Source organism: Bordetella sp. FB-8 (assembly GCF_000382185.1).
In the GTDB taxonomy this organism is placed as follows: domain Bacteria; phylum Pseudomonadota; class Gammaproteobacteria; order Burkholderiales; family Burkholderiaceae_B; genus Bordetella.
Window position 1 is genome coordinate 262713 of sequence record NZ_KB907784.1, and the last position, 14742, is coordinate 277454.

Annotated in this window: 14 protein-coding genes and 1 pseudogene; 8 read left to right on the forward strand and 7 right to left on the reverse strand. The window is 65.1% G+C overall.

The annotated features are described in order from the left end of the window. Positions 1–49 precede the first annotated feature (49 nt). The 5 genes and pseudogenes from H143_RS0101290 to arsN2 all read left to right on the forward strand — a co-directional run bounded on the left by H143_RS0101290 (position 50) and on the right by arsN2 (position 3114). Positions 50–379 carry a helix-turn-helix transcriptional regulator gene (locus H143_RS0101290; protein ID WP_019936410.1) on the forward strand — a complete coding sequence of 110 codons (330 nt, stop codon included), beginning with the start codon at positions 50–52 and terminating at the stop codon, positions 377–379. 14 nt (positions 380–393) lie between these two features. Beyond that, positions 394–687, forward strand: a pseudogene (locus H143_RS0101295) (glyoxalase/bleomycin resistance/dioxygenase family protein); the annotation flags it as partial. Between the two features lie 50 nt (positions 688–737). Continuing rightward, positions 738–1232 (forward strand): arsenate reductase ArsC, encoded by a 495-nt coding sequence (locus tag H143_RS0101300; RefSeq protein ID WP_019936412.1) that lies wholly within the window; start codon positions 738–740, stop codon positions 1230–1232. A 9-nt stretch (positions 1233–1241) separates the two neighbouring features. After that, entirely contained in the window at positions 1242–2276 is a 1035-nt protein-coding gene (gene arsB / locus H143_RS19695) for an ACR3 family arsenite efflux transporter (RefSeq protein ID WP_019936413.1), read from the forward strand. A 10-nt stretch (positions 2277–2286) separates the two neighbouring features. Further along, positions 2287–3114: an arsenic resistance N-acetyltransferase ArsN2 gene (gene arsN2, locus H143_RS21870; RefSeq protein ID WP_019936414.1), complete on the forward strand. Its 828-nt coding sequence runs from the start codon at positions 2287–2289 to the stop codon at positions 3112–3114. 56 nt (positions 3115–3170) lie between these two features. Here arsN2 and H143_RS0101315 read toward each other — a convergent pair whose 3' ends face one another. The 3 genes from H143_RS0101315 to H143_RS0101325 are packed head-to-tail and all read right to left on the reverse strand — an operon-like array spanning position 3171 to position 6263. Continuing rightward, a complete protein-coding gene (locus H143_RS0101315; RefSeq protein WP_019936415.1) occupies positions 3171–4154 on the reverse strand; it encodes a tripartite tricarboxylate transporter substrate binding protein in 984 nt (327 codons plus the stop codon). A 54-nt stretch (positions 4155–4208) separates the two neighbouring features. Next, a complete protein-coding gene (locus H143_RS0101320) occupies positions 4209–5093 on the reverse strand; it encodes an alcohol dehydrogenase catalytic domain-containing protein (RefSeq protein ID WP_019936416.1) in 885 nt (294 codons plus the stop codon). Positions 5094–5102: 9 nt separating this feature from the next. Then, positions 5103–6263: an acyl-CoA dehydrogenase family protein gene (locus H143_RS0101325; protein ID WP_019936417.1), complete on the reverse strand. Its 1161-nt coding sequence runs from the start codon at positions 6261–6263 to the stop codon at positions 5103–5105. Between the two features lie 113 nt (positions 6264–6376). On the opposite strand from H143_RS0101325, the gene H143_RS0101330 reads away from it, so the two are divergent. Together H143_RS0101330 and H143_RS0101335 are read left to right on the forward strand one after the other, a co-directional pair. Next, entirely contained in the window at positions 6377–7168 is a 792-nt protein-coding gene (locus tag H143_RS0101330) for an IclR family transcriptional regulator (protein ID WP_026349615.1), read from the forward strand. After that, complete coding sequence (locus H143_RS0101335) at positions 7165–7959, forward strand: IclR family transcriptional regulator (RefSeq protein ID WP_019936419.1); 795 nt, start codon at positions 7165–7167, stop codon at positions 7957–7959. Before H143_RS0101330 ends, H143_RS0101335 begins: the two co-directional genes overlap by 4 nt. A 1-nt stretch (position 7960) precedes the next feature. Here H143_RS0101335 and H143_RS0101340 read toward each other — a convergent pair whose 3' ends face one another. Both H143_RS0101340 and H143_RS0101345 read right to left on the reverse strand, forming a co-directional pair. Next, complete coding sequence (locus H143_RS0101340; RefSeq protein WP_026349616.1) at positions 7961–9181, reverse strand: CaiB/BaiF CoA-transferase family protein; 1221 nt, start codon at positions 9179–9181, stop codon at positions 7961–7963. Positions 9182–9266: 85 nt separating this feature from the next. Beyond that, positions 9267–10136: a LysR family transcriptional regulator gene (locus H143_RS0101345; RefSeq protein WP_019936421.1), complete on the reverse strand. Its 870-nt coding sequence runs from the start codon at positions 10134–10136 to the stop codon at positions 9267–9269. 112 nt (positions 10137–10248) lie between these two features. Between H143_RS0101345 and H143_RS0101350 the strand changes: the two genes are divergently transcribed. Next, positions 10249–11181 (forward strand): DMT family transporter, encoded by a 933-nt coding sequence (locus tag H143_RS0101350; RefSeq protein ID WP_026349617.1) that lies wholly within the window; start codon positions 10249–10251, stop codon positions 11179–11181. Between the two features lie 17 nt (positions 11182–11198). Here the strand turns inward: H143_RS0101350 and H143_RS0101355 are convergent, their stop codons facing one another. Continuing rightward, positions 11199–12563 (reverse strand): sigma-54 dependent transcriptional regulator, encoded by a 1365-nt coding sequence (locus H143_RS0101355; RefSeq protein ID WP_019936423.1) that lies wholly within the window; start codon positions 12561–12563, stop codon positions 11199–11201. A gap of 28 nt (positions 12564–12591) precedes the next feature. Then, on the reverse strand, positions 12592–14490 hold the full coding sequence (locus H143_RS0101360) for an ATP-binding protein (protein ID WP_019936424.1): 1899 nt from the start codon (positions 14488–14490) through the stop codon (positions 12592–12594). Between the last annotated feature and the right edge of the window lie 252 nt (positions 14491–14742).

Below are 14742 nucleotides of genomic sequence, written 5' to 3' on the forward strand. Positions count from 1 at the left end.
ACTACTATTCAACAATAATTGAATAATTGAATGATTGAATCATAAAGCCATGACCGAAGAACAAGCCGTCTCCTCGCTGGTTGCCTTGGCCCATACCCAGCGCCTGCGCATTTTCCGAGCCCTGGTCGTCGCCGGCCCGGACGGACTCGTGCCCAGCATCCTGGCCGAGCGCCTGGGCGTAGCACGCAATGCCCTGTCCTTTCACCTCAAGGAATTGGCTCATGCGGATCTGGTCACCATCGAGCAGCAAGGCCGCAACTTGATCTATCGCGCCGACTTCCCGCGCATGAACGGCCTGTTGGGCTACCTGACCGAGCACTGCTGCCAGGGCGGCATCTGCGAGGTCAATGCCGCTGGAAACGCCTGCCAAACCTGCTGAATGGGAGCCCCTTCATGAAACGCTTTCACGTTCACCTGCACGCCGACGACCTAAACCACAACATCGCTTTCGATTCCGGGTTTTTTACCGCGCAGCCCGCCCGCGTCGAGGCCGATTATGCCAAGGGGATGCTGGATGATCCGCCGGTCAATATCGCCTTTTCCGCGCGCGGACGCGAGCCCGGACTGGATCACCTGGGCATCCCGGTCGACAACGATGCGGAACTGGCCGTCCTCAAAGCGCAAGCCCAAACGGTCGACATGCCGATCTTCGACGAATCCGGACCTGTCGGCGCGACGGCCTGCTGCGCGCCCGCCACGGCGGATGGCACCGGAAAATCCTGCTGCTAAGGCTTGGTATGCTGCAAAAAGTCTACAAAACACTGTTCATCTGCACGGACAATTCGGCCCGCTCCATCCTGGCCGAGGGCTTGCTCAATGGTCTGGGCAAGGGCCGCTTCAAGGCCCATTCGGCAGGCAGCAAACCCAAGGGCGAGGTGCATCCCATGGCGCGGATTGCCCTGGAGAAGTTGGGCATGCCGGCGAGCGGCTATCGCAGCAAGAGCTGGGACGAGTTCGCCGGGCCCTGCGCGCCGCAGTTCGATTTCATCTTCACCGTCTGCGACAACGCAGCCGGCGAAGTCTGCCCTGCCTGGCCTGGCAAACCCCTGTCCGCGCATTGGGGCGTGCCCGACCCGGCCGCCGTGCAAGGCAGCGACGACGAGAAGATGAAGGCATTCCACGATGCGGCGCATGGATTGAAGCACCGCATCGAGCTTTTCCTGTCGCTCCCGCTGGAACGTCTGGACGCCCTGTCCTTGCAGCACGCACTGCACGGCATCGGCACGGCGTAAGAGGAAACCATGAATATTTTCGAGCGTTACCTGACAGTCTGGGTTTTTCTGTGCATCGTCGCAGGCGTCGTGCTGGGCCAGATCTCGCCTGGCGCTTTCCAGGTCATCGGCCACCTGGAGATCGCCCAGGTCAATCTGCCCGTGGGCCTGCTCATCTGGCTGATGATCATCCCCATGCTGATCAAGGTGGACTTCGGCGCACTGGGGCAGGTGCGCCGTCACTGGCGCGGCATCGGCGTCACGCTGTTCGTGAACTGGGCCGTCAAGCCCTTTTCGATGGCGTTCCTGGCCTGGCTGTTCATCCGGCAGGTGTTCGCGCCGTGGCTGCCCGCCGCGCAGCTGGACAGCTATGTCGCGGGGTTGATCCTGCTTGCCGCGGCGCCCTGCACGGCCATGGTGTTCGTCTGGAGCCGGCTTACCGGGGGCGATCCGCTCTTCACGCTGTCGCAAGTGGCATTAAACGACACCATCATGGTGTTTGCCTTCGCGCCCATCGTGGGTCTGCTGCTGGGCCTGTCCTCCATTACCGTGCCCTGGGCCACGCTGCTGACCTCGGTGTTGCTCTACATCGTCATCCCGGTTCTGCTCGCCCAGACCTGGCGCCGGGTGCTGCTACGCCGCGGCCAGGCCGCCTTCGAGGCCGCGCTGGCCCGAATCGGCCCGCTATCGATCGCCGCGCTCTTGCTGACGCTGGTTCTGCTCTTTGCTTTCCAGGGGCAAGCCATCATCGGGCAACCCCTGGTGATCGCCATGCTGGCCGTACCCATTCTCATCCAGGTACTGTTGAACTCGGCGCTGGCGTATTGGCTGAACCGGCGCCTGGGCGAAGCGCACGACATCGCCTGCCCGTCGGCCCTGATCGGCGCGAGCAATTTCTTCGAACTGGCCGTGGCCGCCGCCATCAGCCTGTTCGGCTTTCAGTCCGGCGCCGCGCTGGCCACCGTGGTGGGCGTGCTGATCGAGGTGCCGGTGATGCTGCTGGTGGTGCGGGTCGTCAATCGCACGCGCGGCTGGTACGCCTGCAAAACTACGAGACCTGTCTGAGCATCCAACCATGAATACCCGGATCTATCACAATCCCGGATGCGGCACTTCGCGCAATGTGCTGGCCCTGCTGCGCGCAGCCGGCGCCGAACCTGCCGTGGTCCAGTACCTCGCCACGCCCCCCGACCGCCACACCCTCGAAACCCTGATCGCCGATGCAGGCCTGACCGTGCGCGAAGCGCTGCGCATCAAGGGTACGCCCTACAAGGAACTGGGCCTGGACAACCCGGCGCTCACGGATGCGCAGCTCATCGAGCACATGCTGCGGCACCCCATTCTGATCAACCGCCCCTTTGTCGTCGCCGAGCGCGGCACGCGATTGTGCCGCCCCTCCGACCTGGTGCTCGATCTGCTGGCGCCCGATCTTGCTGTCGACATGGACAAAGAAGAAGGCTCGCCCTTTCTGCGCGACGAACGGATATCCGGCGACGATCCCGGCTTGGCCGCCGCATTGATGAACGCCGGCCTGCCCAGGGACGATCTGGCCGAGGCCCGCCGGACGTTCTACGCCTACCGCACGCTTGCCGGGCGCCGGATCGGATACGGCGGCTTCGAGCATCATGGACAAGACGTGCTGCTGCGATCGATCGTGGTGCCGCCCGCCGACAGGAACCTGGGCATAGGCCGCAACCTGCTGGCCTTGTTGCAGCGCCGCGCCTACGACCAGGGCGCGCGCCAGGCCTGGCTACTGACGCAGACGGCCGCGCCGTTTTTCGAACGGGCGGGTTTCAAGGCCGTGGACAGGGACCAGGCGCCGCCGGCCATTCTGGCGACCCGGCAAGCCCGGGACTTGTGCCCGGCCAGCGCCACGCCGATGACGCGCGCCATTGCATTCTGAGCAGGCACGCGGCCGTCCGCAAGGCAGGAAGCAGCCGTTGGATCGATCTGGCCTCGCTACACCTTGATGTGCGCCTGCTTGACCACCGGCGTCCACAGATCGATCTGCTGCTTCACGAAATCGCGGTATTGCTTCGGTGTGCTGCCCACGACTTCGTAGCCATTGGCGACCAGCGAGTCGTGGACTTTTCTGTCCCGGGTCGCCGCAACGATGGCACGATTGAGCTTGTCGATGATGGGCTGGGGCGTCCTGGCCGGCGCGATCACGCCGAAGAAACCATAGGCTTCGAACCCCGGATAGCCGCTCGCGGCCATGGTCGGCACGTCGGGCAGCACGGGCAGCGGCTGGGCAGCGGCCACGGCAAGCCCGCGCACAGTCCCGGCGAGAATTTGCGGCCCGCTGGGAATGAACAAGTCGACCATCACCTTCACCTGCCCGCCGATCAGATCCTGCAAGGCGGGCTCCGAGCCCTTGTAGCCAATGTGCTGCGCCTTGACGCCTTCGGCATGGAAAAAGCGCTCACCGAGCAGGTGCGGCATGCTGCCCACGCCGGCGCTCGCGAACTGGATGCCGCCGGGCTGCTTCTTGCTCCACTCGATCAGGTCCTTGAGACTGTGCACGGGCAGCGACGGGTGGACGATGAATATCACGGGTGTGCGGGCCACGAGCGAAACGTATTCGAAATCGCGCATGACGTCATAGGGCTGCTTCACGCCGAGCGCCGTATTCAGGGCCTGCGGCGCGGCGGCAAAGAGCAGGGTCTGGCCGTCCGGCGCCGCCCTGGCGACCTCTTGCGTGCCGATGATGTTGTAGGCTCCGGGACGGTTGTCGATGATGATCGCCTGGCCCAGTTCACGTGTGAGGCTGGGCTGGATCATGCGCGCCACGGTATCCAGCGCGCCGCCCGGCGCGAAAGGCACCACGATGCGCACGGGACCCGAGGGAAAGGCTGCCGCCCGGGCGCGGGCGCCGACGGCCAGCAGAGGTAGCGTTGCGCCGGCGCATAGCAGCTGGCGGCGTTGCATCGAAAAGCACTTCATGTCTGTCTCCTGTTTTATTGCCGCTGCCACATTGGCAAAAGCGTACTTCCGCGGTCATCGCCGCATGTCGACGACCGTTCGGCCGCGCACCCGGCCTTCGAGTGTCAGGTCCAGCCAATACGGCAGGTCTTCCAGTCCGATCACGTGCGCGATCTCGTTCAAATGGCGGGGGTGCAGGTCGGTCGCTATCCTGCGCCAGACCACGTCCCTCACCGGCATGGGGGAATTGGAGTTGATGCCCAACAGGCGCACGCCGCGCAGGATGAAGGGCAACACCGTGGCATCCAGCGCGGTGCCTCCCGCGTTGCCGAAAGCCGCGATCACGCCTTCGGGCAGCATGGTGCGCGTGATCCAGGCCAGCATCTGGCCTCCCACGGAATCCAGCACACCGGCCCAACGGCCTTTCTCCAGCGGCCGGGGCTGCACTTGCGGCGCCGGCCGACCGACAGTCTCGCTGGCGCCCAGCAGGCGCAGATAGTCCTGCGCATCCGCCTTGCCGCTCATGGCCGTGACCTGGTAACCGCGCCGCGCGAGCATGTCGATCGCCAGACTGGCCGCGCCGCCGGTCGCGCCGGTGACCAGAACGGGCCCGCGCTGCGGCGTCAATCCATTGAGTTCCATCAGGTGCAGTGAGTAGGCGGCGGTGTAACCGGCCACGTCGATGCCCAAGCCATGCACCACGACTTTGTCGCCACGGGCAAAGCGCACGTCCGACGACTCGGCCACAACGCCGGTCAGGTCGATGCCGCCTATGCGGGGCCACGAGCGGATGATTCCGTTCAACCCTCTGGAAGCCAGGGCATCCTTGTAGTTGATGCTGGAGTACGCCACGTCGATCAGCACATCTCCGGGGCTGAGTTCGTCGGGCGCCATCTCGCACAGCCGACGTATCGGGCGCGGTTCACCGGCCAGCAACCTAAAAGCCTTGAAGCGATGCATGGCGGCGCCTCAGTTGCGAATGTCGTGGCCCGCACGGCTGTAGGTGCGACGGGCAATGTTGAGTTGATGGATCTGGCTCGTACCCTCGTAGAGCCGGAAGAGCCGCACATCGCGGTAGAAGCGCTCGATCGGGTTATCCGCGATGAAGCCGTAACCGCCCAGCATCTGCACGCAGCGATCGGCCACACGGCCGCACATTTCGGACGCGAAATACTTGCAGATGGAGGCCTCCATCGTGACGTCCATTCCCTGGTCGCGCTTGCGCGCCGTCTCAAGGACGAGGGCGCGCGCGGCATGGATCTCGACCTGACAGTCGGCCACCATGGCCTGCACCAGCTGGAACGAACCCACCGGCTGGCCGAACTGGCGCCGATGCGCCGTGTACTGGACGATCTCGTCCAGCATGCGCAGGGCAGGTCCGATGCACAGCGCGGCCAGGTGGATGCGCTGCTTGTTCAGGACCCGCATCGCGATCTGAAAGCCCTGGCCTTCAGCCCCGATGCGCTGGCTGGCGGGCACGACGCAGTTATCCAGGTACACCTCGGAGACGGGCGAACCGGCCTGCCCCATCTTGCGGTAAGGCCGGCCCGTGCTCAGGCCCGGGCCGCGCTCGACGAGAAAGGCGGACACGCCGGCCGCCCCCGACTGCGCAGGATCGGTGCGGGCCAGCACGGTAAACAGCTGCGCGATGGGCGCATTGGTGATGAAGCACTTGGTGCCGTTGAGCACATAGGTGTCGCCTTCGGCCCTGGCGGTGGTGCGCAGCGCGGCCGCGTCCGACCCGGCCTCGGGTTCTGTCAGCGCAAAGCAGCCGGTCATCCGCCCGCTGGCCAGCTCAGGAAGATAGCGGCGCTTCTGCTCCTCGCTGCCATCGCTCACCAGGGCCTCGCTGCCTATGCCGGTGTTGGTACCGACGCGGGCGCGAAAAGCCACGGAGCACTGCGACAGCTCCATGGCCGCCATCACCAGCTCCTCGGTGGTCATGCCCGCACCGCCGTAGGCCTGGGGAATGGAATAGCCAAACAGGCCCTGCTCGGCCATCTCCCGCACGAGGTCGGCAGAAACCTCGTCCAGGTCGGACACTTCGGCTTCGCGCGGGATCAGGCGCTCCCGGCAGAAGCGCCGCAAGCTGGCCAAATAGGCGTCAAAGCCCTGGGGATCGCGAATCACGTGTCTATCTCCGACGGGTTCGAACCGGTCGCGAAGCGCGCGAACCGTGAAACCAGTCTAGGAAGACGGACGGATCATCGGAACAGATGTTTTGGTATATTAAATAAATGGCCATGACCACACCCGTGCGCGCGCACCAGATGTACGCCTCCAGCCTGGCCAACGGGCTGCGACTGCTTTCGAGCTTCAAGCTGGGAGAGCCCGCACTCAGCAACCGCGAACTGGCCGAACTCACGGGGCTTTCGAAGGCATCGATATCGCGCCTGACCTATACCTTGTGCGAGCTGGGCTTTCTGCGCTATGACGCACAGGAACGGCGCTATCGCCTGGGCGGCGCCACACTGGCGGTTGGCTTTCCCCTGCTGAGCAGCTTCATCGCCATACGCCATACGGCACGGCCCTTGATGCAGGCGCTGGCCGACGCCGCGCGCGGGTCGGTGTCGCTGGGCCTGCGCGACCGGACCAATATGGTTTATATCGAGACCTGCCGAGGCCACGAGGCCATCGCATTCCGGCCGGACATCGGCGGCAGCATGCCCATGTGGTCGACGTCCATAGGCCGGGCCTGGCTGGCCGGCGCGGACCCCGCGCTGCGCAAGCAGACCCTGCAGCGTATACGAACCGGGCACGCTGGCGCCTGGCGGGAGCACCGCGCATCGGTGCTCGCCGAGATCGAAGCCTTTCCCCGGCGCGGCTTCTGCCTGGGGCTGGGACAATGGCAACGCGACATCCACGCCGCCGGCGTGCCCATGCAGGTGCCTATCGACGGGGAAACGCTGGTGTTCAACTGCGGCGTGCCGTCCGTGCTTCTTCAGGCCGGCGCCATGGAACGGGACATAGGCCCGCGCCTGGTGCAGATGGTGCGCCGGATCGAACGGGACTATCTCGCGGAGCATGGTGCGTGAGCGGGCGATCCGGTGGGGCACAAGACGATCCGGACAAGGAATTCGCCAACACGCTTGCGCGCGGACTGGAGCTGCTGCTGTGCTTTGCGCCCGGCGAAAGCGCGTTGCGCAACAAGGACTTCGTGCAGCGCACCGGGCTGGACAAGGCGACAGTCTCGCGGCTGGCCTATACGCTCGACCAACTGGGTTACTTGCGCCACGACGCGGCCGATGGCAAATACCGGCTGGGCGCCGCAGTGCTGGCGATGGGGTATCCCCTCCTGGCCAATATGAGCCTGCGCCACGTGGTTCGCCCCTGGATCAAGAGCCTGGCTGACGAGGTGCGTGGCACGGTCAGCATCCTGATCCGCGACCGCACCAGCATGGTCTATATGGAAACCTGCCGCTCGGAACAGGAGACGGCGCCGCTGATGGATATCGGCGCGTCCCTGCCCATCATTGCCAGCACCAGCGGCCGCGCCTGGCTGGCGCGCACGACGCCCCAGGAACGCGACAAGGTGCTCAATCAGGTGAAGGTGCTCTATCCCAAGCTGTATGCCGAACACATTGCCAAAGTTCGGCGCACGCTGGGCGATCTCGCGCAGCGCGGCTACCTGAGCGGCCCGGGCCTGGTCCAGCCGGAACGGGTGGTGGTGGCGGTGCCCATGGCGCGCCCGGTGAACGCTGAGATCATTGTGTTCAACTGCGCCGTAGCGCCGCAGGGCCGGCCGGTGGAGCCGCTGCGCGCGCATCTGGGCGCGCGGCTGATCACGCTGACGCGCGGCGTGGAAATCGCCATGGGGCTGGCCTGACTCAGATGATGCCTTCGTCCCTGAGCGCCTGCATCTGCTTGTCGTCCAGGCCCAGTTTCGAGAACAATGTGTGGTTGTATTCCCCCACCGCCGGCCCGGTGCGGGGCGGCGGCGGCTCGAAACCCGAAAAGCGCGGCACGATGCATGGCGCGGGCACGCTGCCCAGGTTTTCGTCCGGCAGGCGGATGATGGCCCCGCGCGCCTGAAAATGCGGGTCTCGCAATACGTCGCCAATGTCGTAGACCTTGCTGAACGGCACAGCATGCTCGGTCAGCGCGGCCGACAGTTCGTCAAAGCTGCGCGCCGCGCACCAGTCGCAGACCAGTTTGTCGATCTCGTCGATATGCCGCACGCGCTGGGGATTGTTGCAAAAGCGCGCCTCGGACGAAAGATCGGGACGACCCATGGCCAGACAGATGCGGCGAAAGATCGCCTCGGACGACCCCACGATCGTGACCCAGATACCGTCGGCCGTCCTGTACATATTGGACGGCGCGGTATAGGTCGCGCGCGAGCCTGCCCGATTGCGCACCTGGCCCAGCTGCTCGAATTCCACCGGCAGCGTCTCCAGCAGGCGAATCATGGCCTCGGTGGCCGATAGGTCGATCTCGCGGCCGGGCAGTCCCGGGTTCCCTCTTTTCTCGGCCATGGCCGCGGCGATGGAAAAAGCCCCGAATAGCCCCGCCACCGCATCGCCCAACGGAAAATTCATATGCTGCGGGCTGCCGTCGCGCTCGCCCGTAAGGTGCGCGAACCCGCTCATTGCCTCGAAAATTCGCGCAAATCCGGGCCGCTCGGCGTAAGGACCTGTCTGCCCGAAGCCAGTGACCCGCAACACTGTCAGCTGCGGATTGGCCGCATGCAGCGTTGCCAGGTCCAGCCCCCAGCGGCTCATCGTGCCGGTGCGAAAGTTTTCGACCAGCACGTCGAAATGCGGCAGCAGCTTCAGGAACAGCTCACGGCCACGGGGCTTGCGCACATCCAGAGAAATACCGCGCTTGCCGCGATTGGTGACTTTCCAATGCAGCGCGTGTTCTTCCTTGACCGGCGCCAGGCCGCGCAAGGAGTCGCTGCCGTCCGGCAATTCCAGCTTCACCACCTCTGCGCCCAGATCGGCGCACAGCGCCGAGGAAAAAGGCGCGGCAATGACAGTGGCCATATCGAGAATGCGCACGCCAACCAGCGGGCCGGACGACGCGGGGGAAGAAGAAGTAGCGGGCATGGCCTGTGAACATGGGCGAGAGCGATGCAGCGAGCTTCCCTCTTTGAACAATATGCCGCAACCTACGTTTTGCCATGTTAAATATTTAAGCTGCCGCCTGGTGGCTGCGCGCGACCTCGAGCAGGAAGTCCCTCATCGCGGTCACGCGCTGGTTCTCGCGCAGATCGCGGTGATAGACCAGCCACAGGTCGCGTGCACAGACGAAGTCCACCCGGACCAGGGCGGGCATCCTGGCTCCGACCGATTCGGGCAGCACCACAAGGCCCAGGCCGGCCTCGCCGGCCGCGATCATCACGGGCATGCTGTTGGTGAGCAGGACCGCGGGCTTGCCCGCGAATACGCCGGTGGCCCAGCGCGCCATAGGCACATGCGCAAGCGAATCGCCCCAGTTCACATAAGGCAGGCTGCGCCAGTCGCGCTGCGCCTGAACATCGGCGGCTCCGACATAGGCGGCAAACGCCATGGCTCCCGCATGCTGGGCAATGTATTCCCCCTCTTCCTCGCGCGCGGGCGGCGACATGCGCAACGCAATGTCCGCATCGCGGCGGGACAGATTCACGGTATTGACCCCGGTGACCAGCTCGACCTGCAGCCCCGGATGGCCCTGCACGAATTCGGGCAGCCTGGGCACGATCCAGTGGCTGGCGATCGTTTCCGACGTGGCCACGCGCACGCTGCCCGACCAGGCGCCGGACTGGCCGGCGTCCTGCGAACGGCGCGCGAACCCCAGCATCGCCTGCTCGACGGGCAGCGCCGCCGCCAGCAGGGTCTCCCCGTCGTTGGTCAGCGTATAACCGGTCTGCCGGCGCAGGAACAGCGCCATGCCCATGGCCTGCTCGAAGGCGTCGATGCGGCGCGACACCGTCGCCGGGCTCACGCCCAGCTCGTGGGCCGCCGGCGTCAGCCCCGCAGCGCGCGCCACCGCCAGGAAATAGCGCAGGTCATCCCAATTCATGTGTCCGGCCTTTATTTTTCATATATGAAAAATTGTTTTGGAAATTATTCCATATATTTTTCTCAATAGAAAAACAACAATGCGCCATATCCACTCTTTCAGGAAGGCCGCCATGAAAACCCGGACCCTCTACGCGACGCTGATTCTCTCCACGCTCTTCTGGGGCGCCAATTTCAACCTGGGCAAGTTCGTCGTGCATGCGACCGACCCGCTGAACGCCGCCGCCTGGCGCTTTCTGCTGGCGGGCCTGACCATGGCCGTGTATATGCTGCTGGCCGAGGGCGTGGACTGGCAGGGCCTGCGCCGCAACCTCCTGCCGCTGGCGGCCATGGCGACGGTCGGCATCTTCGGCTTTAACGTTGCCTTCTTTTTCGGCCTGCAGACGACCTCGTCGGTCAACGGCTCGCTGATCATGACCCTCAACCCCACCATCACCGTCGTTCTCACCGCGCTGGTCCTGGGCGAAGCCGTGTCGTGGAAGCAGATGCTGGGCCTGGCCTTGAGCTTCTGCGGCGTCGTCACTGTGGTGTCGGGCGGAAACCCGGCCGCCCTGCTGCGGCATTTCCACTTCGCCATCGGCGATGCCTTGATCCTGGTCGGCAATCTCTGCTGGGCGGCCTACAGCGTGATCGGCAAGAAGTGGATCAGGAACCTCTCCGCGATCCAGACGACCACCAGCACCATGCTGATCGGCGCGGCGGCCCTGATCGGCATCACCCTGGCCACCCACGGCGGATCGATGCCGGCGCCGTCGGCGCAAGGCTTCGGTGCCATCGCCGTCATGGCCCTGTTCGGCACGGTCCTGGCCTACCTGTGGTGGAACAACGGCATACGCACCATCGGACCGGCCCGCACGTCGGTATTCTTCGACCTGGTGCCCATCTTCACCATGCTCATTGCCATCGCGCTGGGCGAGCAGGTGTCGGCGGCGCAAGGCGTGGGAGCCGTGCTGGTGATATCGGGCGTGCTGTTCTCGTCCGGCGCGCTCGATGCGTGGCTGAACCGGGCGCGCGCTACCGGGCAGCCCTGCCGGACGGCGGCCTGAGCGGCACGGCGCCGCCGTCAGCCGCGCCCGTCCTGCTCGCCCCGCACGACCAGCCCATGGCGGCGGATCTTTTCATAGAGCGTCGCCTTCGCCATTTTCAATTGCTCGGCGGCCTGCGCAACCGCGCCGCCAGCGTGCGCGAGCGCATCCGCGATCAGCGCGCGCTCGTACAGTTCCACACGGTCTTTCAGCGCCTGTGGCGGCGGTGCACCGCCGCCACAGGCGATCGCCGCGAGATCGTCGGGGATTCCAAGCACGTGGCGATCGGCGGCGTTGCGCAGCTCGCGCACATTGCCCGGCCAGTCGCGCTGGGTCAGGCGCATGCGGTCGCGCTCGGTAAGCAGCGGCGCGGGGCGCTGATAACGCACCGCCGCATCGAGCACGAAATGCTCGAAAAGCGGCACAATGTCCTCGCGGCGCTCGACCAGCGGCGGCAGCGAGATGGTCACCACATTGAGCCGGTACAGCAGATCGCGCCGGAAGGTGCCGGCTGCGACGTGTTCGTTCATATCGCCCTTGGCTGCCGCCACCACCCGCAAATCGACCCGCACCGGCTGATTGGCCCCCAGGCGCTCGAGCACGCCCTCCTGCAGCACACGCAGCAGCTTGACCTGCAGCGCAAGCGGCATGCTCTCGATTTCGTCCAGGAATAGCGTGCCGCCCGAGGCATGTTCGAGCTTGCCGATCCGGCGCTTGGCCGCGCCCGTGAAAGCGCCTTGTTCGTAGCCGAACATCTCCGATTCGAACATGGACTCGGGCATGGCCCCGCAGTTGACCGCGACAAAGGGCTTGTCGCGCCGGGGAGAAAGCTCGTGCAGGCTGCGCGCGACCAGCTCCTTGCCCGCGCCGGTGTCGCCGCTGATCAGGATCGATGCGTCGATGGGCGCGACGTTGGCGATCAGGCTGCGCACCTGTTCTATTGCGGGACTGCGGCCAATGATGCGCGAGGCAAGCGAATTGTGTCCGGCCAGTTCTCGGCGCAGCGCGAGGTTTTCGAGTTCGAGCCTGCGCCTCTCCAGCGCGCGCCGTACGGTCTCGACCAGGCTTTCGGCGGAGAACGGCTTCTCGATGAAATCGTAGGCACCGTCGCGCATCGCCTGCACGGCCATCGAAATATCGCCATGCCCGGTGACGAGGATCACAGGCACGCCTGGCGCGCGCTCGTGGCATTGGGCAAGCAGATCGAGCCCGCTCGCGCCAGGCAGGCGGATATCGCTCACGACGACGCCGGCAAAATCCGGACCAATCTGCACCAGCGCGGCTTCGGCCGAGGCAAAGCCCGCCGTCTCGAAGCCGGCCAGCTGCAGGCTTTGCATGCCCGCGCGGCGCACCAGTTCGTCGTCCTCGACATAGAGCACTGCGCCGGTCTGTTGAATCACCATAGTCGTCTGTCGTCCTGGCTCGTGGGGTTCAGGCGCCGATGACCGGCGCGTTTGTCGAGGCCGCCTGAGCGCGGCGCAGCATCAGCACGAAGAGCGCGCCGCCTCCGGGTGCATTCTGCGCGGCGAGCGAACCGCCGCAATCGCGTGCGATCGATGAGGAGATCGCCAGGCCGAGCCCCAGCCCCTGTCCCATTTCCTTGGTGGTGAAGAACGGCTCGAAGATGCGCGGCATGACGCCGTCTGGGATACCGGGGCCATTGTCGCGCACCCGGATCACAATTGTCGCGAATCGGATCTGGATGTCGATCTCGATGCGCGGATCGGCCACGCCAGCCACGGCATCCAGCGCATTGCCGATCAAGTTGATCAGCACCTGCTCGATCCTAAGGTCGTCGCACTGCGCCAGCAGCCCAGGATAGTCGCTATGCCGGTCGAAGGCGGCTACAACATCGATATTGTCCGTGCTATCGGTGAGGGTGAGCGCCAGGCGCACGCAGGCCAGGCGCTGGCCCAGCAACGCCAGCGCATTGCGCAGCGCTGGCGCCACCGGAGCACGCAAGCCGCGCGGCCTGGGCCGAGCCACGAACAGCTTGAGCTGGTTGACGATCTTGCCCATGCGCTCGGTGAGCGCGCCTATCGTCTCCAGATTTTCGTTCGCTGCCGCGTACTGGCCGCGATCCAGGAATACACGGGTGTTGTCCGAGAAGCTGCGCAAGGCGGCGAGCGGCTGGTTCAGCTCGTGCGTGATACCCGCCGCCATCTGGCCGAGCGCCACGAGCTTGCTGGCCTGCACCAGCTCGTCCTGGGCAGCGCGCAGCTTGGCTTGGGCGCGCGCGCGTTCGGCCACCTCGCGCCGCAGATTCTCGTTGGCCTGCGAGAGATCGGCCGTGCGTTCCGCGACCCGCTGGTTGAGCATCGCGTAGGCCTGCTGCAGCATTTCCCGGCTCTTTATCATTTCCTTCTCGCGCTCGCGCCGCTGCCGCCAGTAAAAACCCAGCAGGCACAGCGAGATATAGCCGAATACCGCCATGACCGTGGCGCTGCGCGCCGCGGCGGTCACGGAATCCATCGGCGAGAGCGTCACGATGTGCCAGTCGGGTACGCCGAGCGCGCGGCGCGTTTCCAGATAACTCGGCGCGCCGATATGCCCGCCGATACGCACGACATCGACGCTGCCTTTGAGCACGCGCTCGACATGCTCGGACAGCTGCGGCAGGCTCTGGTGCACGTATTGCCTCGTGCTTTCGATCGACTCGACGACGTCCTTGGACAGCGGATGCACCGTGTGGTATTTCCAGGCCGGGACGGACGAGAGAAAAATCACGCCGTGATTGTCGGTAACGAGCAGCGGCTCGGTCGACTCAGTGCCCGGAAACCATTCGAGATCCAGTTTGACGATGGCTACGCCGACGATCTTGCCCTTGAGGCGGACCGGTTGCGATAGAAAATAGCCCGGTTCGTGAGAGATGGTGCCTATGCCGAAGAAACGGCCCACCCGGCCCTTGACCGCGTCCACGACATAAGGCCGGAAGCGAAACTGCGCACCCACGAAACTATCGGCGTCGTGCCAATTGCTGGCCGCGATGCAATTGCCCTTGGCGTCGGTGATATACGTGGCGGTGGCGTGCGCGTGGCGGTTGACGTCCTCGAGATAGCGATTGACCTTGTCGATCCGTGCCGGCATCGGATTGGCGAGCACGTTCTGCACGAGCGGATTGACGCCGACGATGTAGGGCAAGGACTCGTAGCGCTCCAGCACGCTTTTGAGGGCGGCCGTCGTACGGTCGCCGCGCACCGCGGCATCGCGGCGCAGCGTATCGACGCTCCTGGCCCAGGCGAGCGTCCAAGTCAGCACGCAGACCGCGACGAGCCCGGCGGCCAAAACATAGAGAATGGGTAGATAGCGCGTCACAAGGCAGCTTTCCATGCGCCGATCAGGATTGCCCGATTGTGGCACACGCCTGTGCCGCACCTGGGCGCAGGCGGGGCAATGCCCGGCCAACCGGAAGGCAGGCCGCAACCGCTTCGCGGCGACGCGGCATTTTGCCGACCATGCCTAATTCATTGCAAGAACGATGCCAGCGGACAGAGCTTGCTAATTTGTTGATTCGGAAAGATTTTTCGTCTTCGGCATGACACGCGTTTCCGGATTTTCAGAAAATGGGGCAGACGCCATCCG